Origin of the sequence: Flagellimonas hymeniacidonis (genome assembly GCF_008040165.1) — a bacterium.
GTDB classification, from domain to species: domain Bacteria; phylum Bacteroidota; class Bacteroidia; order Flavobacteriales; family Flavobacteriaceae; genus Flagellimonas; species Flagellimonas hymeniacidonis.
Genome location: NZ_VRUR01000002.1, coordinates 952,263 through 976,548, shown reverse-complemented (window position 1 = coordinate 976,548; position 24,286 = coordinate 952,263). Strand labels below are relative to the sequence as shown.

Below are 24,286 nucleotides of genomic sequence, written 5' to 3'. Positions count from 1 at the left end.
ACCTTAATATACTAAATTTTATTCCACCATAAATCTCCGCTTAACCGATACAGGATTTCCACTTGATGAAAAGCCCTCCAGAACCATTTCATATTCACCCGGTATGTCTGAAGTATAAAAAATCACCTCATTTTGAGAATCAGATAAAGTAAGATTGGGATCCCAGTACAATTGGTATCTAAAATCCAAAATTCTATCTGAGGTTAAATCGGTTTCATTACCATATTCCTGATAATAATAACTCTTCTTGGGTAAAGGTCTAAACAGTTCCATACTTGTTCTATGCTCACCGCCGTATGGAGAAACATAATCTTTGTCTATGGTTTCAACAACCAAAACACCTTGAAAAATTTTGGGCCCAACTATATATTTATCCCGCAAGAAGCTAATACTTTTTACATTTCTGGCATTATATTGTAAAAGATGGGTGTGGTTTTGAACAAGAATTCCATCAACAATAATTAAAGGAGGAAAGTCTGGACTCGTATAAAAATCGTAATCATTCTCTTTTATTTGAAACGTATATTCATCCTGTCCAATCCTTTTGGCCCATACCAACTCAACTACTTCTACCAAGGTCTCACCAACTGTTGAAAATCGAGTATAATCATCCAAATTATACGTATACAACATACCTTGGTAGTTAGGAACTATAGCGTGAATAGGTTTTATAGAGTCAGGTTTTATTGAAAAATAGCCATTCTCAATCTGGTTATGGACGCTTCTTTCAACAATCATATCCTTTATCTTAGGAGTAATTTTAAATCTATTGAAAACTAAATCGGAGTAATCCAAGGCAGTTTCCCCATCCAACGCTATTTTGTACTTTTTTCTGTTTTCACCCAAAACCTGCACAACCATTTTTGTGCCACTATACTCCTTTTCCAAATTTGTGGAAAACATACCATTTTTATCTGTTGCCACTACTTTCAAAACATATCCGTTCTCCTCTGGAATGGAGATTGCTACTTTTTCACTTTCAACAGACATGGTGGAATCCTCTGAATAAATTCTACCAGAAATGTACTCTCCCCTATACTCTGGGAGATACATTAGGTTTTCAATTTTAGTATTTGAGGTTTCATGCTCTTCGCCCCAAGATTCTTTAAATGTTTCTGAACTAAGGGGTTGCGGTTTTTTTATGGTATCCATATTCCTTACTGAAATGGAATATGAACCATTGGTATATAAATCTGATACATCCTCAATTCTTAAAGAAACTTTGGCCCTTCGTTTAAAAGCATCTTGTTCAAAGTGTATTTTAACACTGCTATTACCAACTTCTGGTATTGATAGTTTTTTCTTATTTGGATTTAGGGCTACACTTCTAGTAGAAATATTACTACTGTCTTTAAGGATATTCTTTTGGTCACTTTGGTAGGGGTTGATTATCGCTATTTCTCCCTGAAAAAAATCGTTTTCGCTCCCATTCCTCATCCATTTGGTATAAGCGATGAGTTTGTAATTTCCTGATTTTACCGTGGACGGAATAAAAAAATCTCCCTGTCCAGCACTATTTTCTAAACGCACTTTATGCTTAAATACAATCTCCATGTCCTCTCCTACCAATTCCACATAGGCAATTTTACTAAGGTTGCTTAATCCTTTATGATTAAGGTTATACACTTTGTAGAGCAAATATTCCCCAGCAAATAATAAAGTGCTATTGTAGTGTACAAAAATCTTTTCATTGGGGATTTTACGCCCGTTTTTATCTGATTTTATGGATTGCCCGAATAGGCTTAGTGTTCCTACAAAAAGAATTACTATAACATTTTGAATATTTTTATTTATAAGTCTCATAATTATTCTATCCAAAAATCGGGAACAATATTACTGCCCAGTACTGTACAATCCCCACAAATTCTTGGGACTACTTTAAAAAACCCTTCAGAAGCATCTTCTGGAGAGTGGTTTGCCCAATATTCTGTTGTCTCAAATCTTACTCCATTTATAAACTCAATTCCTGTAGGAGTGGTTATTGGACAATCAAAAGGAAATGCAGGAACTAGATCTTCTGGGAAAAAATCCTTATGATCAAAGAATATCCTTTTTTCATCAACTGATGACACATCAAAAAATCCGACAACTTTTTCCTTCGAATCGTTCTTCGGGCTTATATTTCCATTAAAAAAGCCTGGTTGGTTTTCGGAAAATATACTTTCCAATCCCGAAAATTCATTAAGGGTTTCGTAATAGATATGGGCCTCTCTGGATATGACATACTGCCTTACCAAAATGCTGTACCTATGGCCAATAATATAATTATCCCTTGCCAAAAATCTAACCTCAAAACGGTTTAATCTATCCTCACTAAATCCGCTGGTATCTCCTAAGATTATGTTGACGGAATTCACAGTATTATAGCATACTTGCTCTTCTTGGGCCCTTGGAACCGGTCTAATAAATAAACGTTCTTCATTTTCAATAATCAATTCAAGCGGATTCCAAAAAGGTGCGACGATCTTATAGGTCTCCTCATAATCAAACCTGTAATATTGGGATTCCCCTTCTGGATCATAGGTATCCACCAAAATGGCCACACCCTCCACGTTTTGATCATTGGTTTCCATAGATGCATACAAATCATCTATAGGGGTGTTCTTGGGAAGTACTTCCGGGGTGGATTCATAGATACTACCCTCACTCGTGGTGATGGATAATTGGTAATTTACATTGGGTTGCGCGGCAAACATACTTACCGATACGTATTGTCCCGGGTTGTTCTCTTCAAAGATGAACTCATTTTGCATATCATCCACAACCTTAACAAGAGCATTACTTTCACTTCCAGCCTTTTCCTCTTCAAAGCGGAATGTGCGACTGAGGTTTATTTCTTGATGCTTTACCTCATTGGTTATTAGGGCATCTATAACCAAAACGCTTTCAAAATCTTCGGTAGCGGCATCAAAAGACTCTACACAACCACTAAGCATATTTGTTAGCAGGATGAGAAAAGTGATATGGAATAGACGTTTGTGCATCTGCTAGAATCTTGTTGTTTTTAAAATTTAAAATTATAGGTAATCGTTGGTATCGGGATTGAAAAAATTGAACTTTTATAGGCTTCAATTTCTCCGCTTTCTGTGATAAAAAAAACAGAATAAGGGTTGTTCCTGCCCAGTACATTATATATTGAAATATTCCAGAAACTATGGGCAAGTTTTTCCAATTTATGGTTTCCTTCTACATTAAAACTTAAATCCAGCCGATAATAATTCGGAATTCTAAATTTATTTCTATCACTATAGAAAGCGTAATCCGCACCTCTAAACGTGTAATTTCCAATAGGATATGTTACAGGCCTACCCGTTTGGTATACAAAGTTTGTTGAGAGGCTAAAACGTTTTGTGAATTTATAGTTTGCCACAAGACTTAAATCATGCGGTTTGTCAAAATTAGATGGGAAATATGCTCCATCATTTACCAATTCTTCAGCAAACTCACTGTCCAATTTAATGAATGACCTTGAGTAAGTATATCCTAGCCAGCCGTTAAATTTGCCTCTGTTTTTTTTAAGTAAAAACTCCACACCATAGGCCTTCCCTTCTCCCTGCAACACCTCAGTTTCGATAGTTTCATTGAGTAAAAGCTCTGCTGCTACCTTAAAATCCAAATTGTTTTTAGACCTTTTATAGTAGCCTTCCAGACTTAATTCGAAGTTATGATCGTCAAAATTTTTATATAAACCCAATGAAAACTGATTCGCTCTTTGGGGTTCAATATTTAGGTCCGATAGCTTCCATGTGTCTATGGGAGATACTGTTGTATTATTAGACAACGTATGAATATATTGATAGGTACTGTTGAAGCTGCCCTTTATCGAAAAATCCTTTCCCAAAAAATACCGTCCCGAAACACGAACCTCAGGTCCAGTATAGGTTTTGATTATTTCATTGTTATCATATTCAACACTCTCCACCAAAGTCCCCTCCTCTTTTGGCAACCCATCTTCATAAACACGCTGTACAGAAGCACCCAAAGCAAAATAGGCTGAGTATCTAAAACCTAGATCCAGTAATAATCGTTCGCTAAACTCGTAAGTATCTGAAAAAAACAAGGCAGTTTCCAAAGCCCTCTCTTTGGGGATACTTTGGGGTTCAATAATAGATTCATTCCCTTCAGGATCAATATCACCTGGATTTACCGCATAGAGTTTGGAAGAAATACCATAATCAAATTTATGTTTTTCATTAAGCAGGTATCTCATTCTATACTTCAAATGTGTCTCATTCACCTTATATCCAAAGCCAAAATCTGTATTGGTTTCACCATCAAAGTCAATATTAAATTTGTACTGACTATTGGCCAATATTAGGTCAGCACTATTTTGGTCATTGAATTTATGACTCCATCTTAGAGAAAATAGTCTGTTGCTGTAATTATATAGGGAGTCTGATGTTATGCTAAAAGCATCCCGGCTATAATAACCTGTTGCCCTTATCTCATTATTATCATTGATTTTATGGTTGTATTTTAGGATTGCATCGTAAAATGAGGCCTGACTGTTCTTTAGAGACTCTTCATCCAATGACCTTAATATCCAATCTGAATACGAGCTTCTGCCTCCAACAATAAGTGCTGATTTTTCTTTAACAAGGGGTATTTCAAGTGCTACATTATTGGTGACTGGTCCCACTGAGGCTTCCCCAGCAAATTTATCCGTGTTGCCGTCCTTATTGGTAATCTCAAAAACCGAAGATAGTCTTCCGCCGTATTCCGCAGGAATACTTCCTTTGTATATCTTGAGGTCCTCAGCAGTAAACGGGTTTATTGCCTGAAAAATGCCAAAAAAATGGGTTGGATTATAAATCACGGCATTATCCATGATGACCAGGTTTTGATCAGCATTTCCACCACGCACATTGAATCCAGTAGCTCCCTCACCCACCGAACTAATGCCGGGTAAAGTGGTTGCTATTTTTAAAATATTACGCTCTCCAAGTACCACAGGGACATTCTTGGTCTCTTCGGATGAGATCTCTGTTGTTCCCATAGCGACCTCCTCCACGTTTTTGGCAATATCGGCCCTAACAACGACTTCTTCCAATCGTTCAACGCTTTCATTAAGTAGAAAATCTAGTCGTCCATCATTGTATATGATGACATTCTTGCGCATAGATTCAATACCTAAGGAACTTGTCTCTAGAACATTTAATCCAGAAGGTAATTCAATTGTATAAAATCCTGAAGCATCCGTAACCGTTCCAATTTTACTGTTTTTAGCAACAATAGACAGATTTGCAATAGGTTCTCCAGATTTCTTGTTTTGAACATATCCTGTAAGCGTAAATCTGTTCCGTGTGGAAATATGCGCTTTTCCAATTCGAACAGTTTCCACTTCATTCCTTTCTGAAACATCATCCTTGTCCACAAAAATCGCGTTGTTTGCTATTGTATTTTCTTGGTCTTCTACTTCCTCCGTTTTTTCAAGATGCCCAAAAAACCCTGGTGGCAGTTCATCATATATAATGTTATTCCTATTTAGTGCTATCTTCTTATCCTTTAGAATGTAGTAGTTAATGACAGTTCCGTTAAAAATATCTTGTAATACATCCTGGATTCCTGCGTTTTGATAATTCCCAGAGACAGGTGTAGTGCCCAACCAGTCCTTTACATAGTAAAATCGATATTCCGTTAAGGTTTCTATTTCATTTAAAACATCGGTGACTTGAGCATCTTTAAAAGAAATCGTAACCCCAATGGTGTCATTTTGAGCAATAATCAATTTAAAACTTAGCAGCAATATGATTGTAAGTAATAGTCTCATCTGCCGTTAACGTTTTGTTGTAACAATTCATCGATTCTTTTGGTAAGCGCTATTAAATGTTGGCGGTAATTCGATTTGGGGAAGGTTTTTCTGGAATAGGCTTCAATTTCCTTTTTAAATTCGGGGAAAATCTTGATAAAATCCTTTCTGTTACCTACGGTATAATATCTGTCTTTATAGAATAGGAGATTAAAATTCCTACTTTTAAATTCATAGTAAAGTGATTTTTTGCCTTGGCGTTTGAATCTCTTTTTTGTGTGCTTTTCAAGCAATTTAAGCCTTGGATTTTGCAAAAGCACCTCATGAAATCCCAAAATACCATTAGCCCTAGAAAGGCTGTCATTGATATTAATAAAAGTATGATTGTCTATGGCAAACTGCTCTGTTTTGTTTTTAATAAGTTGTAAAAGCACAATCCGTAATCCGCTCTGTTGGTTCAACAAAACTACATCTTCATCCAAATCATACTTCATCTCCAACCCGCTATAGTATTGGCCGTCATATACTATAGAACCAGATAAAAAATCGGTCGTTTTATAAAACTTATGGTGTTCGTTAATGACCCTGTATTTTTCAACAGCGCCAATACCATTGTAAAGTGAAGTATTTTCGATGCCGATTAACTCATCAAACCATTTATAATATGCTATATCATTTTGCTCAACTTGGGCAACTAGTTTTGCATTCCATGAAAATGATGCAAGTACGGTAAGGATTACCACCTTGATTTTTGGAAGTGATATTATTGGATAGTTTTTGAAAAAGGACATAACTATAACATTGAATTATCCTTATTTCTAAATATAACTATCTTATCAGCCTTTGGATAATAATTTATACCAACAACTGCCCAGAGGGTGAGTTCTACATAATTTTATAGGTAAAGCCTATGGTTTTAATCGGGATTAAATGGATATTACCCTATTCCACAACAAATTTTTCTTTAACAGACACTGGTCTGCCAAGAGAAGTAAACCCTTCCAAAACAACTTCATATTGACCTGGAATATCTGATGTATAAAAAACAACTTCCTTTTCACCAGCCGATAAGTCCAAGTCTGGTTCCCAAAGCAATTGCTGCCTAAAATCTGGGATGCGTTTCTGTGCAGCATTATCAGAATACTGCTGTATGTAATAGTCTTTTCTAGACTGTGGTTTAAACAAATCAACATTTAAAATGTGTGGCGTATAAAAATCATTGTAAAAACCACCATCGATTGTCTCAAACAAAATAACACCCTGAAATACTTGTGAGCCAACAATGACTTTGTCTCTTGAGAAACTTATCGTCTTTATCTTTTTTGAACTATAATCCATAAAATCCTGGTGCTTTTTAATAAAAAGACCGTCAACAAATACCATAGGTAACAGGCTATTGTCGGTATAGCCAATTTCCGGTCTTACTTCAAAAACCTGGTCTCCGTTACTCAATTTTCTAATTCCTACCTGATCTACAACTTCCACAATGGTTTCTTGCAGACTATTAAATCTGGTGTAATCATCCAAATCATAGGATGTAGTGAATTTTCTGTAAAAAGGTGCCACATGATTTGCAGGAACAATAGAGTCTGATTTGGTTGCGCGATACGCATTTTCAATTTGATTTTGAATACTTTTTTCCAAGATATAATCCTTCAATCTTTTTGTAAGCACAAAATCTGTAAACTGAATGCCTGAACGGTCAATCTTTTGAGTATCCATTGTAACCTCATACTTGTCCAAATCGTCTGACAATATTTGCAGCGCTCCACTCAAATTATCATATTCCCTATCCAGGATAAATCTAAACTTACCTTCACTATCAGAGGTAGCTACTTTAAACAGATATTTATCCCCTGGCAAGGACAATGAAATTCTTAAATTTTCAGCAGGCAGGTTCGAATCCTTGGTTGTTATAACTCCTGATATTATTTCACCTCTTAATTCTGGTAAATTGACAACTCCATTTGGCGTACTCGCATTTTTTCCTCTTTTAAGCATTTCGCTAAAAAAGAATTCTGCACTTATCTGGGGGGGTGAAGAAATTGAATCCATTTTTCGGATAGATATATTGTAGTCTCCTGTAAAGGTAGATGCATCAGTCCCAGATATAGTCAATGCCACTTTTTCCCGTTTTCCGGAGATTGCCTTGTCCAAGGCCAAACGCAATAAAGAATTTTTATTCAGGTTCCTATTTCCGTTAGTTATGGGTTGTTTAATGCTACGGGTTGCTACGGGATTAAGAGAATCCATAGGCTGCTCCAAATAAGCTTCCTCCGTAACTTGGTATGGATTTATGATATGAATGTCCGATTGAAAAAAATCTTCTCTTCCAAAGTTCTTCATCCATTCTGAGTAACCCAGTAGTTTGTAGCTGCCCGTAGGCACAGAGGTTGGAACAAAGAAATCTCCATACCCTGAACCATCGGTTAGCTTTATCTTATGAACAAATACCACTTCACCAGTCTTGTTGATCAACGAAACATATCCCATTTTACTAACACGGGTAAGTGTTCGCTTTGATTTATCAAGGCAATAGATCTTGTATTTTAAATGCTCTCCAGAAAACAACAAAGATTCGTTGTACTGTAAGTATACACTTTCTTGCGGAATGCTGGTAATAGCATTGTTCTGCGCATTTAGCGACAAAGCCATCAACACTAATAAAATAAATGTACTTTTTTGTTTTTTCATAATTCTAAGTTTATTCTATCCAAAAATCTGGAACCACCGAAGTTCCCAATACCGTACAATCCCCGCATACTTCGGGTACAGTGATAAACGGACCTCCTCCTGGAATAATTCCATCATTAACTTCAATATACTTTACTAAATCCCATCTAATCAAATCTACAAGTCCTATAGCTGGGGCATTCTCAACGCAGGGTTCAATATACTCTGGTAGTCTTTCCGTTGGAAAAAAATCGCGATATCCAAAAAAAATGCGTTTCTCTGAAACTGCAGCTACATCAAAGAAGCCCAATACTTTTTCAGAAGGGTTGTCCTCAGCTGTAATATTCCCCTCCAAAAAACCGGGTTGTGTCTCAGAAAACACACTTTCAGATATTGAGAACTCATTTAAGGTTTCCAAAAAATTATATGTTTCCATTGAATGTACAAACTGACGCACCAAAATACTATAGCGATGTGTAGTTATAAAATTGTTCTGCTCTATAAACTTAACCATAAAATTAGTTACTATCCCTGTATCAAAGTCATCTGTATCTGTTAGGATAAAGCGATTTGAAACATTTGTTGGATAGCAGACCCTTTCGTCCAATGATCTAGGAACTATTATTATGCTATCTGTAAAGACCCCCTCCACAACTTCTAATTCTTTAGGATTCCATCTTGGAGCAATTACTTTATAGGTCTCCTCGTATTCGTATCTGTAAAAGTTTGAATCTTCTGAAGGATTCGACGTATTTATAAAAACACCTATTCCTTCCTCACCAAAATCACTCGTTACCCGGTTGGCATACAAAGTATCTATAGTTGAGGCTTGCGGCAATCTCATTGGTTCTGAAGAATATTCTTCGCCATTTCTAGATGCAATCAATAATTGGTAGTCCTTATCTGGAACTGCCGAAAAAGAAACATTGGAAATGTATTTCCCAAAGTCGGTCTCTTCAAAAATAAATTCCTCTCCTGTATCAGTTTTCACCATAATCCTAGCACCAACTTCAGTGGGCACTTCCTCATCTTGAAACTTGAATGTTCTGGTCAATATGATTTCTTGCCGTTTCATTTCATTTGTTATAGTTGCATCTACTACAAAGGCGTCTTCAAAATCTTCAAACTCCGTTTCAAAAGGTTCTATGCAGCTGCAAAGGAGCCATCCCACAAAAATGGGCAATAAAAGGCGGTATGTGTCTACTAATTTTATCATTCAATCCAAAAATCTGGTACTTCTGATGCCCCTAGGACTTTACAATCTCCACATGCACGTGACACTATAAAGAAAGGACCCTCGCCATCCATTGGTTCTCCGTTGTCCCCTGCATATATGCCCGCACCGCTTTCAAGAATAGGTCTTAGTACGCAACCACCTGGGGAGGCAATTGGAGGTGAGCTGGGTCTACATTCTTCTATATATGGTGGTAATGGTTCATCTGGATAAAAATCCGAGTAATTGAAAAAAATGCGTTCTTGAGAAACGGAACTAACATCGAAAAACCCCAATACACGTTCATCTCTATTATCATTGGAAAATACATTTCCTTGTAAAAAACCAGGTTGGGTCTGAGAAAACAAACTTTCAGAACCTGAAAGTTCATTCAAGGTTTCAAAGAAGGTAAATGCTTCATTGGACTGCACAAATTGCTTTACCAAGATGCTATATCTATGCGAAATAATATAGTTGTCCCTTGCTATAAAACGCACCATGAACCTGTTGACTCTATCCTCCTCTAAATCTTCTGTAGAAGTAAGTATTATGGTATTGGAACTGTCCGTGCCATAGCAAACTTCTATATCCGTCGTGTTTGGTACTTTAAGTACTGCACAACCTCCCGCCGGGTCTCCTATTAAAGAGGTTGGGGTCCATTCAGGAGCAATAATGCGAAAGGTTTCTTCGTATTGATATCTATAATTTTTGGAATTGCCTGTAGGGTCAAAGCTATTTACCAGTAAGGCCATCCCATCTTGCCCATTATCATTGACTATACGTTCTGCAATCACTTCATCAATTGATGTTTCAGCGGTCAATTGCGCCATATTTGAGCCATAACTTCTACCATCTTGCGTGGTTATTGAAAGTTGATACGCCCTACCTGCTTGTGCTGCGAAAGGTTGTGTGGAAAGATAAACTCCTTCTCCTGTATCTTCAAAAGCAAAAACGTTTCCGGTATCATCACTCACATTGACCATGGCATTTGGCTCCGCAGAAGGACCATCAGCTTCAAACTCATAGGTTCTGGTGAGTAAAATTTCCTGCTGTTGCATCTCATTAGTTATTGTGGCCTCTATCACCAATGCACTTTCAAAGTCTTCAAAGGTCCCTTCAAAGGGTTCTATGCAACCATAAAGAAAGATTCCAGCTAAGGCAATCATAATTTTTCTAGGTAAAATGGGCGATAATTTTATCATTCTTCTTTCCAATATCATTACTCTTCTATCCAAAAATCTGGTGGTTGCACTTCTCCTATTTCTCGGCAATCAGCACAAACATTGGGCACTACAAAATAAGGCCCTTCACTTTGATTGCTACTATCATTATTTCCTGCGTAACTGACTAAGTTAAGGTCCACCTGACTAGCCAAAACACACCTTGGGGGAACCCCAGTACTAAGAGGTGGGGAATTTAATCTGCAGGGGTCAATATATGGTGGGAGTTCCTCTCCCGGAAAGAGGTCCTCGTAATTAAAGAAAATACGTCGTTCCACTGCAGATGCCACATCAAAAAAGCCCAGCACTTTTTCATCATCACTTGAATCTGATGAAATATTACCTTCTAAAAAGCCTGGCTGGGTCTCGGAAAAAAAACTTTCGTTCCCTGAAAATTCCTTCAGGGTCTCATAAAAGGTAAAAGCACTATTGGATTGTACATATTGGCGCACCAAAATACTATACCTATGAGAGATGATGTAGTTCTCACTACTTATAAAATGGACCCTGAAATTGTCCACACGGTCTTCAGCCAAATCCAACGTACTGGTCTGGATTATGGCATTTGAGAAATTGCTTGCAAAGCAGGTCTCTACGGATTCTTCATCAGGGATAATACGAACATCACAAATTTGGGTGGCTTGGTCTGGCGGGGTTCTTTCCAGTCCCCTAGTAGACCAGAAAGGAGCTATTATTATAAACGTTTCCTCATACTCATAACGGTAGTTTAGGGAACTGCCGCTAGCATCAAAACTATCAACAAAAATGGCCACGCCTTCCTCCCCATTATCATTTGTGATTCTTTCCGCTCGTACATCATCTATTTGAGTGGTGGTGGTAAACGCTTGTTCATCTGAACTGTATGAACGCCCATCTTGGGTTGCGACCAATAATTGATAGGTTGTATTGGGCTGCGCGGCAAAAGCCTGCTCTGAAACATATAGTCCTGGTTCATTTTCCTGAAACAAATACGTATTGCCACCACCTACGATTTGCACATTGGCATTGGTTTCCGCTGAAGGACCATCCTCTTCAAACTCAAATGTCCTTGTAATGAAAACCGTTTGTTGTTCCATTATGTTGGTAAGCGTTGCCTCAATAACCACAGCGCTTTCAAAATCCTCGAAAGTGGCTTCAAAAGTCTCAATACAGGAAGATGTCAACATTGTTAACAATGCAGCAAATATGATTTTGTATTTGTTTTTTGATCTATTCATTCTATCCAAAAATCTGGAGGTTGCACTTTTCCAATTTCCTGGCAATCTCCGCAAACAGTAGGTACTACAAAATAGGGTCCTTCAGTTTGATCGCTGCTGTCATTATTTCCCGCATAACTGACCAAATTAAGGTCTGTTTGAACTGCAAGCACACATTTGGGTGGCATTCCTGGTGTACTTAGTACCGGAGAACTTAATTCACAAGGATCTATATAAGGTGGAAGTGGCTCTCCTGGAAAGAGGTCTTCGTAATTAAAGAAAATGCGCCGTTCCACTACAGATGCCACATCAAAAAAGCCCAGCACTTTTTCATCATCACTTGAATCTGATCTAATATTACCTTCCAAAAAGCCTGGCTGGGTCTCGGAAAACAAACTTTCGCTTCCTGAAAATTCATTAAGGGTCTCATAAAAGGTAAAAGCACTATTGGATTGCACATATTGGCGCACCAAAATGCTATACCTATGGGAGATGATATAGTTGTCCCTGCTTATAAAACGGACCATAAAATTATCCACGCGGTCTTCACCCAAATCCAACGTACTGGTCTGGATTATGGCATTTGAAAAATCACTTGCAAAACAGGTCTCCTCAGATTTATCATCTGGAACAACACTAACCTCACATATTTGGGTGGCTACATCTAATGGGGTCCTTTCTAAGGATAGAGGCGACCAGAAAGGAGCTATTATTTTAAACGTTTCCTCATACTCATAACGGTAGTTTAGGGAATTGCCGCTAGCATCAAAACTATCAACCAAAATAGCGACACCATCCTCCCCATCATCATTTGTGATTCTTTCCGCTCGTACATTATCTATTTGAGTGGTTGTGGTAAACGTCTGTTCATCTGAACTGTATGAACGCCCATCTTGGGTTGTGATTAACAGTTGATATGTTGTATTGGGTTGCGCAGCAAAGGTTTGCTCTGAAACATATAATCCTGGTTCATTTTCCTGAAACAAATACGTATTGCCACCACCTACTATCTGGACATTGGCATTGGTTTCCACTGAAGGACCATCTTCTTCAAACTTAAATGTCCTTGTGATGAAAACCGTTTGTTGCTCCATCATATTAGTGAGGGTGGCTTCTACCACGATGGCGCTTTCAAAATCCTCAAAAGTGGCTTCAAAAGTCTCAATACAGGAAGATGTCAACATTGTTAACAATGCAGCAAATATGATTTTGTATTTGTTTTTTGATCTATTCATTCTATCCAAAAATCTGGTATTTCTGAAGAGCCTAAAACAGTACAATCGCCACAAACCCGTGGCACTACAGCAGTTTCTTCTTCACCTGTAACATTATCTATAATTGTTCCAAAATATTTTACGACATCAGCCCTTACCTGCTCCAACAAACCACTATTAATCCCTGTAGGTCTGCACGGGTCCACATAATCCGGCAATCTTTCATCGGGAAACAAATCTTCGTAATTGAAGAATATCCTTTTTTCTGTCACGCTGCTTACACTAAAAAAACCCAATACTTTTTCTTCTTTGTCTTCTGGGAAAATATTGCCTTCTAAAAAACCAGGTTGATTCTCGGAAAACAAGCTTTCGCTTTGAGAAAATTGGTTTAGTCGTTCATAAAAGGTATAAGCTGCGTTAGATAGCACAAATTGCTTAACCAAAATACTGTATCTGTGAGATAGAATGAAGTTGTCCTTGTTTATAAACCTTACCATGTATTCTGATACTCTATCTTCATTTAAATCTACAGTACTAGTAAGTAAGATTATGTTTGAGATATCGGTGCTGTAACAAATCCGCTCGTCAAGGCTTCTTGGTACCAATTCCAATGTTTCTGCGCCATTCTGATTTTGAATTACATAGTCTAACCGAGCCCAATCTGGTGCTATAATTTTATATGTTTCTTCATATTGGTAACGGTAGTTCACAGAATTTCCAGTAGAATCAAAACTGTCTACCAAAATAGCCACTCCATCTTCTCCCAAATCATTAGTAACTCTTTCAGCCCGAAGTTGATCTATTTGTGTGGCTTGAGTCAACGTCATTACATCTGAACTATAGAATCTTCCATCCTGTGTTTCAACATGTAGTTGATAATCTGTATTAGGATGGGCAGCGAATGCTTGATTAGAAATATAAACCCCTGGTATGGTTTCCTCGAATACAAAAGTGTTCTCTGCTCCATCCACAACCCTTACATCCGCATTGCTCTCGGGAAAAGGACCATCATCTTTAAACTCAAATGTTCTGGTCAAAAATACACGTTGTTGCTCTTGCGCATCTGTAATAGTTGCTTCCAACACGATAACACTTTCAAAATCTTCAAACTCAACATCGAAAGGTTCTATGCAAGAGCACATAGACATTATTGAAAATGATGCAACCACTGGCATGTATATCTCGTTTCCTTTACTCATTCCGTCCAAAAACTGGGTTTTATGTTACTGCCGAGTGCTGTACAATCTCCGCATTCTCTGGGAACAATTATGAATGGTCCTCCAAGTGGAAATTGTCCCTCATTCTCTCCAATTAATTCCACTATGTCCAATTCTAATTGTCTAATCAATGGACAAGTGCCTGGAGGGAAATTAATTACTAATGGGGAATTTTCCACACAGGGGACGATATATGGAGGAAGCGGTTCATCTGGATAAAAATCCTTATAATCAAAAAAAATGCGTTTTTCATTGGTGGCACAAACATCAAAGTATCCCAAAACCTTTTCATTTTTACTACTATCGGAAGAAATGTTCCCTATTAAAAATCCGGGTTGTGTTTCTGAAAAAAGGCTCTCATTGCCCGATAATTCGTTAAGGGTCTCATAAAAGGAATAGGCAATACTGGATTGAACATACTGCCTTACCAAAATGCTGTATCGATGTGATAGTATAAAGTCATCACTTGGGATAAAACGAACAAGAAACTTATCCACCCTATCTTCTTCCAATTCACTGGTTGTTGTTTGAATAATTCTATTGGATAAGTTGGTGGCAAAACAAACACGTTCTTCAACTTCTCTAGGCACAATTCTAGCTTCACAATCAGGAAAGTCGGAAAATACAATCTCCAAAGTATTTTTATTATGCAGTGGTGCAATTATTTTATAGGTTTCTTCATATTCATACCTATAATTCACTGAGTTACCTGAAGGGTCAAAACTATCAACAAAAATCGCCATTCCTTCTATCCCTTCATCGTTTATAATACGCTGTGCCGTTACTTCATCGATAGTTGTCCTTTCACTCATCTCCATTATTGTGGAGCTATATGATCTACCATCATTGGTTGTTACCTTCAATTGATATGTTCTTCCTGCTTGGGCAGCAAAAGATTGGTTGGATACATAGGTACCAGGAACCGTTTCCTGAAAACTAAAAGTGTTTCCCGCCCCATCCACAATTTGAATATCAGCATTGGACTCTGCTTCCGGTCCATCATCTTCGAACTCATAGGTTCTGGTAAGTCTGACTTCATGTTGCTTAAGCTCATCTGTGATTACGGCTTCAAACACAACAGCACTTTCAAAATCTTCAAACTTAGTATCAAAAGCCTCTATACAAGAACACATAACCATCATTAAGAATGGGGTAATCATCAGCATGAATATCTTGTATCCTTTACTCATTCTGTCCAAAAACTCGGTTGTATATTACTCCCTAAAACTTCACAATCTCCACATTCTCTTGCTGTCACTAGATATGGGCCTTCTTCAAATGGTGGGTCATCATTAACATTTAAATAACTTACTTGATTTGCTTCTACCATAGCGCTCAATACACATCTGGCACCACCTTGACTAATCAATTTAGGAGCTATTTCCATACAATTATTCACATAAGGAGGCAAAGGTTCTCCTGGATATAAATCATCGTAATTAAAGAAAAATCGTTTTCTAGATACGGAACTCACATCAAAATAGCCCAGTATTTTTTCGTTGGGATCATCCTCGGAAAATACGTTGCCGACCAAAAATCCTGGTTGGCTCTCCGAAAAAACACTTTCCGCACTTGAAAACTCGTTTAAGGCATCAAAAAAAGCAAATGCCTCATTGGATTGGGTGTATTGAGTGACTTCAATGCTATATCGATGGGAAATAATGTAATTGTTCCGGTTAATAAACCTGACCATGAACTTGCTTATTCTATTTTCATCAAAATTGGCTGTACTGGTCAAAATAATGTTGTTGGATACTGCGTTTCCAAAACAAACCTGATTTTGAACTGTTTTGGGAATAACATCCACTCCACAATCTATACCGTTGCTTTTTAAATCAAAAGCGTTCCATTCTGGGGCTATGATTTTATAGGTTTCATTATACTCGTACCGAAAGTTTTGTGAATTTCCTGTAGCGTCAAAACTATCCACAAGAATAGCAATTCCATCTTCTCCAAAATCATCTACAATACGTTCGGCGTAAACATCGTCTATGGCAACAGGTTCTGGCAGTTGAGCTGCATTGGATTGATAAGACTTTCCATCTGGTGTTGTAATGGACAAAGTATAAGTTCTACCAGGCACAGCAGCAAAGGTCGCTGTGGACTGATACATTCCTGCAGAAACTTCTTCAAAATCAAAAGTATTGCCCATACCATCCACTACCATTATTTGAGCCCCAGTTACTGCGGTAGGCGATTCTTCTTCAAACTTAAAAGTTCTTGAAAGGAAAACTTGTTGATTTTTTTGCTCATCCGTAATCGTTGCATCGACCACCAAAGCGCTTAAGAATTCACCTGTTTTAGCATCAAAAGGTTCCACGCAACTATGCATGTGCACTATCGTTATAATGATCAACCAACTTTTTTTTTCTTCAAGAATCGCCTTCATAAATCATTGTTCCGTCCAAAATTCTGGAACTTCTGTTGTTCCTAAAACCGTACAGTCACCACATATTCTTGGAACTGTTAAAAACGGGCCTCCCTCCCCTTGCGGGCCTGTATAACCGGGATTGTCGGTTACATATCGTATTAAATCCAAATCTACAAGTGATGCCAATATACATCTTGGGTCTGCTCCATGGCCCTCAGCTATTTTTGGGGCCGCCTTTACACATGGGTCGGCATAAGGAGGTAAATCCTCACCTGGAAAAAGGTCTTCATAATTGAAAAAAATTCTCTTTTCAGAAATTTTAGACACATCAAAATAGCCCAAGACTTTATTACTTGTATCTGAGTTTGAATATAGGTTTCCCTCCAAAAATCCAGGTTGCGTTTCGGAAAACACACTTTCTGAACTTGAAAATTCCTTAAGGGCACTATAAAACGAAAATGCTTGATTTGATTCTACGTGTTGCCGAACCAAAATACTGTACCGATGCGACAGGATATAGTTCTCTCTATTTATAAATCGAACAAGGAAGCGCCTAATCCTATTTTCATCAAAATTTTCAGCACTTGCCAAAATGATATCATTAGAACTTTTGGATGTGTAACAAGTTCTTTCCTCCCGCTCCCTGCCAACCTTAATTGTTCTTGGACATATAATATCAGGAATATTAATCAAGGTAGTAGCGTTCCAATCGGGGGCTATTATTTTGTAGGTCTCCACATATTCATATCTATAGTTTTTAGAGGCGTCCTGATCATTGAAGTTGTCCACAAAAATACCTACGCCTTCTTCACCCAAATCTGTTACGATACGTTCTACGTACAAACTGTCTATGGCAGAACCTTTTGGCAGCTCCATTCTATTAGAACTGAAGGACTCTCCACTTTGTGTAGTAATGTTGAGTTGATAATCCGCTGCCGAAACAGCATTAAAAGGTTGAGTAGAGGTGTACACTCCAGGTTCCGACTCCACAAAAGTGTGCTGATTACTGGCTCCATCCAGTACCATTACTTGGGCATTTGTTTCTGGAAGCGGGGTTTCGTCTTCAAAAGCATAGGTTCTATTTAGATAAATCTTTTGATGCTTCATTTCATTGGTAATCGTAGCTTCTACCACAAGAAAATCGCTAAACTCTTCAGTCTTTGGAGTGAATTCTTCAATACATCCTACAAATAATGAGGAGGTAACCAATGCTACCAAAAAGTAAAAATGTTTTTTTAGTAGCACCATTCCCTTAAAACTTAAAGTTATATGTTATGGTAGGAACAGGAATGGCGAAAATTGAGCTTTGAAATGCTTTTATATCACCATCTTCGGTAACAAAAAATACAGAGTAAGGATTGTTTCTTCCTAAAACATTATAGATGGAAAAACTCCAAAAACTATGGGCAAATTTTTTGATCTTATGATTCCCTTCCATATTGAAGCTTAAATCCAATCGATAATAATCTGGAATTCTAAACTTATTTCTATCACTATAAAAAACAAATTCAGAATTGTTGAAGGCAAAACTTCCTATTGGAAAAGTCACTGGCCTACCGGTTTGATATACAAAGTTTGCCGAAGCGCTAAATCTTCTGGTAAATTTATAGTTGGCAACCAAGCTTATGTCATGTGGTTTGTCAAAATTGGATGGGAAAAAATCTCCATTGTTTACGCGTTCTTCACTAAACTCACTATCCAGTTTTACAAATGATCGTGAGTACGTGTATCCCAGCCAACCGTTTAGTTTTCCTTCGTTTTTCTTTACAAGGAACTCCACACCGTATGCCTTTCCGTCTCCCTGTAATACTTCTGTTTCAATAGCTTCATTAAGCAGCAACTGTGCGCCTACTTTGTAGTCAAGAAGGTTCTTTTGTTGTTTGTAATAGCCTTCAAGACTTACCTCATACTTATTCCCTTCAAAATTCTTATAGAGTCCCAGCGATGCTTGATATGCCTCCTGCGGTTCAATATTTAAGTCTGAAAGCTTCCAGGTATCCGTTGGGGAAACCGTTGTGTTATTGGATAGGGTATGAATATATTGGTAGGCATTGTTAAGACTCGCCTTAATTGAAAAGTCTGGCTTGATAAAGTAACGCGCCGAAAGACGTAATTCTGGTCCTCCATAGGTTTCAATTACCTCGTTTTTATCAAATTCTTGTGTTTCTACCAGAGTGCCACTATTTCTGGGTGCATTGTCCTGATAGATTCGCTGTGCAGAAGCTCCAAGTGCGGCATAGAAGGAAAACCTGAGTCCCATATCTATCAACAACTTGTCGTTTACCTTATAACTATCCGATAAAAAAACAGCAGATTCCAGCCCCCGTTCTTCAGGAATGGTCAAGGAAGAAACGTCTGATCCAGAATCCAATGGAACAATATCTCCCGGGTTTACTACATATAGTTTACTCGATATTCCATAATCAAACTTGTGTTTGTCGCTATGGAGGTATTTCATTTTTATTTTGAACTCCGTTTCATTGTTTTTGTAGCCTAAATCAAAATCATCGTTAGATTCTCCATCGAACTCTATTCCGAACTTATATTCACTATTGGAGAGGATCAAACTTCCAGTTGTTTTTTCGCTAAACTTATGATCCCATTTTAAAGAAACCAATCTGTTGCTGTAATCGAATATTGAATCTGATGTAATGCTAAATTCATCACGACTAAAATATCCAGTTGCTTTTATCTCGTTGTTCTCATTTATGGTATGATTGTATTTGGCGACCACATCGAAAAAGGAAGCGGTACTATTGTTGAGTTGCTCATCGTCCAAAGAGCGCAAAATCCAATCGGAGTAGGTAGCTCTACCCCCAACAAGCAATGCCGATTTATCTTTAACTATTGGTGTTTCAAGCACTATATTACTTGTAACGGGGCCAATGGAAGCTTCACCTGAAAATTTCTCTGTATTGCCATCTTTGGTGGTAATATCAAAAACGGAGGAAAGTCTTCCCCCAAATTCTGCAGGGACATTTCCTTTATATATTTCCGCAGTTCCTGTGCTAAATGGGTTAATGGCAGAAAAGATTCCGAAAAAGTGGGATGGATTGTAAATAACCCCATTATCCAATAAGATTAGGTTCTGATCTGTTCTTCCTCCCCTTACGTTATAACCAGCGGCTCCTTCACCAGCAGTGGTGATACCAGGTAACGTAATTGCTGCCTTGAGAATATCCCGTTCTCCCAATACCAAAGGAATATTCTTTATTTTTTCAACTTCAATTAGTGTAACTCCCGTTAGCGCTGTCTCAACATTTCTATCCCTGTTTCCTTGCACAACCACCTCATCCAAAACTTCAAAACTCTCATTCAATTGAAAATTGTAAGAACCGTCATTATACAGAATCACCTTAGTTCTGGAACCTTGAATTCCCAGTCCTCTGGTTTCAATAATGTTTTCACCAACAGGAAGGGTCATACTATAATTTCCCCCAGCATCTGTAGAGGTTCCAATATCTTTTCCTTGGGCAATAATCGCTAAATCTGGAATAGGCTGTCCTTTGGCGTTAACCGCTTTTCCGGTTAGGGTAAATGTCCTTCTCCTGTTGTTTCTATTCTCTTTCCCAATCTTAACCACTTGCAGCCCGCGTGTAGCACTATTGTCATCTGAATTTACAAATAGTGGACCTAAATCATTCAACTCTTCATACCCTATCTCGTCCTCTACTAACTCTTCTTCTTCCCCAAAAAAATCATCAGGTAAGGCATCGTAGATCTGATTGTTCTGTAAGAGAAATATTTTTTGATCATCCGAAATATAGAAGTTCAATACCGTGTCCTTAAATAAATCATCAAGTATCAGACTCACCTGCATATCTTCATAATTGCCAGTTACTTTAATATTTTGAAGCCATTCATCTAAATAAAAGAATTTGTATTCTGTTCTACTTTCTATCATATCCAGTGCATCCGATACATCCACATTAGTGAACGAAACCGAAATTCTAGGAATACTCTCCTGAGCAACAATATATTGCATGCCCATAAAAAGTACGAGCGTGATTAAAGCCTTTTTCATTATTTTGATTGGTTTGCGGTTTGAGATAGTAGTATTTCAATGCGTTTTACAAGACTAATTTTGAAGCCATCTGGATTAGATTTTCTTAAGCCTCTTGCTACATTGTAAAATTTGTCTATTTCTCTTTTAAATTCAGGGAACAGGGTTACTATCTCCTTTTTGGTATTAAATGTGGTATAGCTGCCTTTGTACTTGAGTACATTTTCACTGGCTCCGTCTAAAAACTCGTAGTAAAGTGATTTCCTATCTTTTCGTTCAAAGCTTTTCTTTAGGTATTTTGTATACAATGAAAAAACGGCACTTTCATATGCAACTTCGTAAAAACCATGATTGTTGAGCAAAGGGGCTTCCTCGGGTTGAATTTGGATAAACTTATTGTCTGTGATTTGAAAACGCTCAATATGCTCTTTCAGTAATTTTAAGGTGCCACCACCCGCTTTGGTGATAAGTCTTAATAAAACTTCATCTTCATATACGTCATACCTAAGATCAAGATCATAATAACACTGACCATCATAACAGACACTCCCTTTTTGAAAATCTCGAGTTTGGAAGAATTGTGTGTTCTCGTTTATGGTTCTGTATTTTTCCGCATAAACAATACCCCTATATAATCCAGTGTTCTCAATACCCACTTGATCATCAAAAAAGTTGTAGTGCTTTTCTTGAGAATCTTCTTGAGCATAGGTCAATAAAAAAAAGCCAAAGCTACATATTGGCGCTAAATACTTCTTGAAAAAATAAATCATACTTATGTTAGGTTTCCGCTTGGGGTAGGGCGATTCTTATTCAAACTAGCTAAGTCTAAAATACTATTTATAATCATTAAACTTAACAAGTGTCAAAAAAATAAATAATCATCAAGAATTAACATAAAATCTTGATGATTCTACTATCATAAAGAACATATGAGATATAGTTCTTAAACATCTTGTGCGAATTGGGCTATTCTTTGGAAAATGTCAAAATGGATTCTGCCTTGCTTTCAATTTCCTGCCTATTCATCATCATCTTTCTAAACTCTCCGTTTACAAAAAGTTCTGCTTGATCCTTGTAATGTTTGCTAAATGGATTCCCAGATTGTCCAGTAGGTAAAATACTAATGCTATTTTCTATATCAGAAAAGTCAATGATCCTACGTGTTGAGGGGCCAGAATTAACTTTATAAAAGCCCGTACTGTCATAGGGAAAAGCCATATTATTGATTACTTCTTTGGTTCCTTTAACAGGATATGGGCCCACATTAAAAAACGAACGTAGAGACGCTACGCTGCCTATAGGGTGTTGATGTTCCAACGTATGCACCCTGTCCCATGTCCATTGGCTGAAATCGGTACCAAAATCATTGATCAATGATTGCCATGCATCTGCAAAAGATTTTAATACAATATCATCCCTGGTTTCAATTTTATCGGTTGTGTGAACATTATCCCACCATTTGCCAGATGACATACCAGTGCCTTTGGCAATATGACGCTTTAGCAGGTGCGTGCTTAAAAACTGATTAAACTGCTCAGGACCCAATTCATCTTCAAATGTATTTTTCAAAACATAATATTCGCACCTATGATATAGTACTGCATTTGTATTTTCCAGCGTATACTCCCCATTCCAATTCTTGAGTGCATCTATTTGTACCAACTGCTCTTCGGATAAGTGGGTCACATCAAGCAGTTTGATCAGTTCTGTTACCAAAGCAGGGTTTACTGTTGAAGTAACGTCGAGAATCATTTCTGAGGTTGATTCCTTATCCCAATCATTTTTTGAGTCTAACAATTGCACAATTCTCATGGCACGGTTCTCAGGTAAATAATACCCGGGATATAACATTCCAGCAATAGAGTCGGGCTGATTGTTGGCGGAATACACATAGTTCCATGGAGGGTTCACAGCACTTGGGTTCTCAGAAAAATCAAAATAACCCAAACGTTCTTGTTCCCCTGTTGTTCCATCCAGTACAAATTTGGTAGATAGGCTATCTGGCATTTGGTACAATTTTGCAGTAGCCCACCAGGCCACATTCCCAGCTGCATCACCATACATTACGTTTAATCCAGGTGCATGAATTTTAGGTAGTTCTGCTTCAAACTCGTTCATATTTTCTGCATGGCCAATACCATACAAGGCATCCACCACTTGATTCTTAACTTGAGTATAAATCCATGACATGGCAATGGGACGTTCTCCTTTTATTTCTTTTGCAATATTATTTAATACTGGTCCGTGCCTGGTTTTTTTATAGGTAAAAGCAATATCGTCTCCATCTTTTACTTTGATGTTCTTGTTTACAAACTCATACGCTTTCCAACCTTCTTCGGTTTTATATTTTGTGCTGTCGGATGGGTGGGTTTCTTCAAAATAAAAGTCAATATCATCATTTTCAAACATGGTCAGCCCAAATGCTAAATTTCTATCATGGCCCAATACTGGAAATGGCACCCCAGCAAAATGATAGCCATATTTCTCATAACTAGGGGTACTCATATGGGCCTCATACCAAACTGAAGGTTGGGCAAAACCAATATGAGGGTCGTTTGCCAAAATAACTTTTCCGCTTTTGGTCTTCTCTGGGGCCAACACCCAACTATTACTTCCAATAAATTGAGGCACAGGAAGTTTTTCCAAAGCACGAGAGACACTGGCAGTGATATTAACATCAATGGAATCTAAACCGGAATTCTTAAATGTTTTAATCCAAGTGGTAGAGGTATCCGAATCAACAGCCAAATCATTTACGTAATCCTCTCCCAATTGATTTTTTATGTTGGTCAACAACGGGTCTGTTTTATGGGCCATTGCAAAACTAAAAGCCATATAACCAACGGCATTATAAACGTCTTCAAGAGAAAAAGAGGTTTTCTCCAATCCAGTAAGGTAAAACTCTATTGGGGTTGGCCCTTCTTTTATAAACTCATTTACTCCATCTAAATAGGCATTGGAAAGCATGATCGTTTCACTATCCATATCTAATTTAGAAACCGTTTCGGTTGTATAATCATCTATTCCAAGCGAAAGGAAAAACTTATCTGTTTCTATCAAGTCTTTTCCAAATACTTCGGAAAGCCCTCCTTTTGCAACTCGTCTTAACAGCTCCATTTGCCACAGACGTTCTTGGGCGTGGACGTAGCCCAGTGCACGAAAAGCATCAGCTTCATTATCTGAATAGATATGGGGAATTCCATATGTGTCAAAAAAAACAGTCGTTTCACTCTGGAGTCCAGGCAAGGTTTTTTGTCCTTCATAGTCAGGTTTTAAACCACTGACAAACAAAAAGGCACCAAAGATTATAACAAGTAACAAAACGGCAAGTACTATAAGTACTTTCTTGAACTTCTTCACGGGGTGTTTGGTTAAGTTAATTTAGCGGAACTAAGTTAAGCTTTTTTCCAAAAAGGGTGAATCTCTAGAT

16 protein-coding genes are annotated in these 24,286 nt (G+C 37.7%); all 16 read right to left on the bottom strand.

The genetic code is table 11. The annotated features are described in order from the left end of the window. Positions 1–18: 18 nt before the first annotated feature. On the bottom strand, positions 19–1,803 hold the full coding sequence (locus tag FVB32_RS13305) for a hypothetical protein (RefSeq protein WP_147744283.1): 1,785 nt from the start codon (positions 1,801–1,803) through the stop codon (positions 19–21). Between the two features lie 2 nt (positions 1,804–1,805). After that, positions 1,806–2,984: a DUF4249 domain-containing protein gene (locus FVB32_RS13300; protein WP_147744282.1), complete on the bottom strand. Its 1,179-nt coding sequence runs from the start codon at positions 2,982–2,984 to the stop codon at positions 1,806–1,808. 20 nt (positions 2,985–3,004) lie between these two features. Continuing rightward, complete coding sequence (locus FVB32_RS13295) at positions 3,005–5,770, bottom strand: TonB-dependent receptor (protein WP_147744281.1); 2,766 nt, start codon at positions 5,768–5,770, stop codon at positions 3,005–3,007. Further along, complete coding sequence (locus FVB32_RS13290) at positions 5,767–6,540, bottom strand: hypothetical protein (RefSeq protein WP_147744280.1); 774 nt, start codon at positions 6,538–6,540, stop codon at positions 5,767–5,769. Before FVB32_RS13290 ends, FVB32_RS13295 begins: the two co-directional genes overlap by 4 nt. Positions 6,541–6,691: 151 nt before the next feature. After that, positions 6,692–8,443 carry a hypothetical protein gene (locus FVB32_RS13285; RefSeq protein WP_147744279.1) on the bottom strand — a complete coding sequence of 584 codons (1,752 nt, stop codon included), beginning with the start codon at positions 8,441–8,443 and terminating at the stop codon, positions 6,692–6,694. A gap of 10 nt (positions 8,444–8,453) precedes the next feature. Further along, positions 8,454–9,638 (bottom strand): DUF4249 domain-containing protein, encoded by a 1,185-nt coding sequence (locus FVB32_RS13280; RefSeq protein ID WP_147744278.1) that lies wholly within the window; start codon positions 9,636–9,638, stop codon positions 8,454–8,456. Then, a complete protein-coding gene (locus FVB32_RS13275) occupies positions 9,635–10,870 on the bottom strand; it encodes a DUF4249 domain-containing protein (protein WP_147744277.1) in 1,236 nt (411 codons plus the stop codon). The genes FVB32_RS13280 and FVB32_RS13275 overlap by 4 nt, the downstream gene beginning before the upstream one ends. Beyond that, complete coding sequence (locus FVB32_RS13270; protein WP_147744276.1) at positions 10,855–12,072, bottom strand: DUF4249 domain-containing protein; 1,218 nt, start codon at positions 12,070–12,072, stop codon at positions 10,855–10,857. The genes FVB32_RS13275 and FVB32_RS13270 overlap by 16 nt, the downstream gene beginning before the upstream one ends. Continuing rightward, positions 12,069–13,286 (bottom strand): DUF4249 domain-containing protein, encoded by a 1,218-nt coding sequence (locus FVB32_RS13265; RefSeq protein WP_147744275.1) that lies wholly within the window; start codon positions 13,284–13,286, stop codon positions 12,069–12,071. Before FVB32_RS13265 ends, FVB32_RS13270 begins: the two co-directional genes overlap by 4 nt. Then, positions 13,283–14,464 (bottom strand): DUF4249 domain-containing protein, encoded by a 1,182-nt coding sequence (locus FVB32_RS13260; protein ID WP_147744274.1) that lies wholly within the window; start codon positions 14,462–14,464, stop codon positions 13,283–13,285. The genes FVB32_RS13265 and FVB32_RS13260 overlap by 4 nt, the downstream gene beginning before the upstream one ends. After that, entirely contained in the window at positions 14,461–15,672 is a 1,212-nt protein-coding gene (locus tag FVB32_RS13255) for a DUF4249 domain-containing protein (protein WP_147744273.1), read from the bottom strand. The genes FVB32_RS13260 and FVB32_RS13255 overlap by 4 nt, the downstream gene beginning before the upstream one ends. After that, positions 15,669–16,871: a DUF4249 domain-containing protein gene (locus FVB32_RS13250; RefSeq protein WP_147744272.1), complete on the bottom strand. Its 1,203-nt coding sequence runs from the start codon at positions 16,869–16,871 to the stop codon at positions 15,669–15,671. The genes FVB32_RS13255 and FVB32_RS13250 overlap by 4 nt, the downstream gene beginning before the upstream one ends. A gap of 3 nt (positions 16,872–16,874) precedes the next feature. Then, positions 16,875–18,101: a DUF4249 domain-containing protein gene (locus tag FVB32_RS13245; protein ID WP_147744271.1), complete on the bottom strand. Its 1,227-nt coding sequence runs from the start codon at positions 18,099–18,101 to the stop codon at positions 16,875–16,877. 4 nt (positions 18,102–18,105) lie between these two features. Further along, entirely contained in the window at positions 18,106–20,877 is a 2,772-nt protein-coding gene (locus FVB32_RS13240; RefSeq protein ID WP_147744270.1) for a TonB-dependent receptor, read from the bottom strand. Beyond that, positions 20,877–21,626 (bottom strand): hypothetical protein, encoded by a 750-nt coding sequence (locus FVB32_RS13235; RefSeq protein WP_147744269.1) that lies wholly within the window; start codon positions 21,624–21,626, stop codon positions 20,877–20,879. Before FVB32_RS13235 ends, FVB32_RS13240 begins: the two co-directional genes overlap by 1 nt. Positions 21,627–21,822: 196 nt before the next feature. Next, entirely contained in the window at positions 21,823–24,216 is a 2,394-nt protein-coding gene (locus FVB32_RS13230; protein ID WP_147744268.1) for a penicillin acylase family protein, read from the bottom strand. Positions 24,217–24,286: the final 70 nt, after the last annotated feature.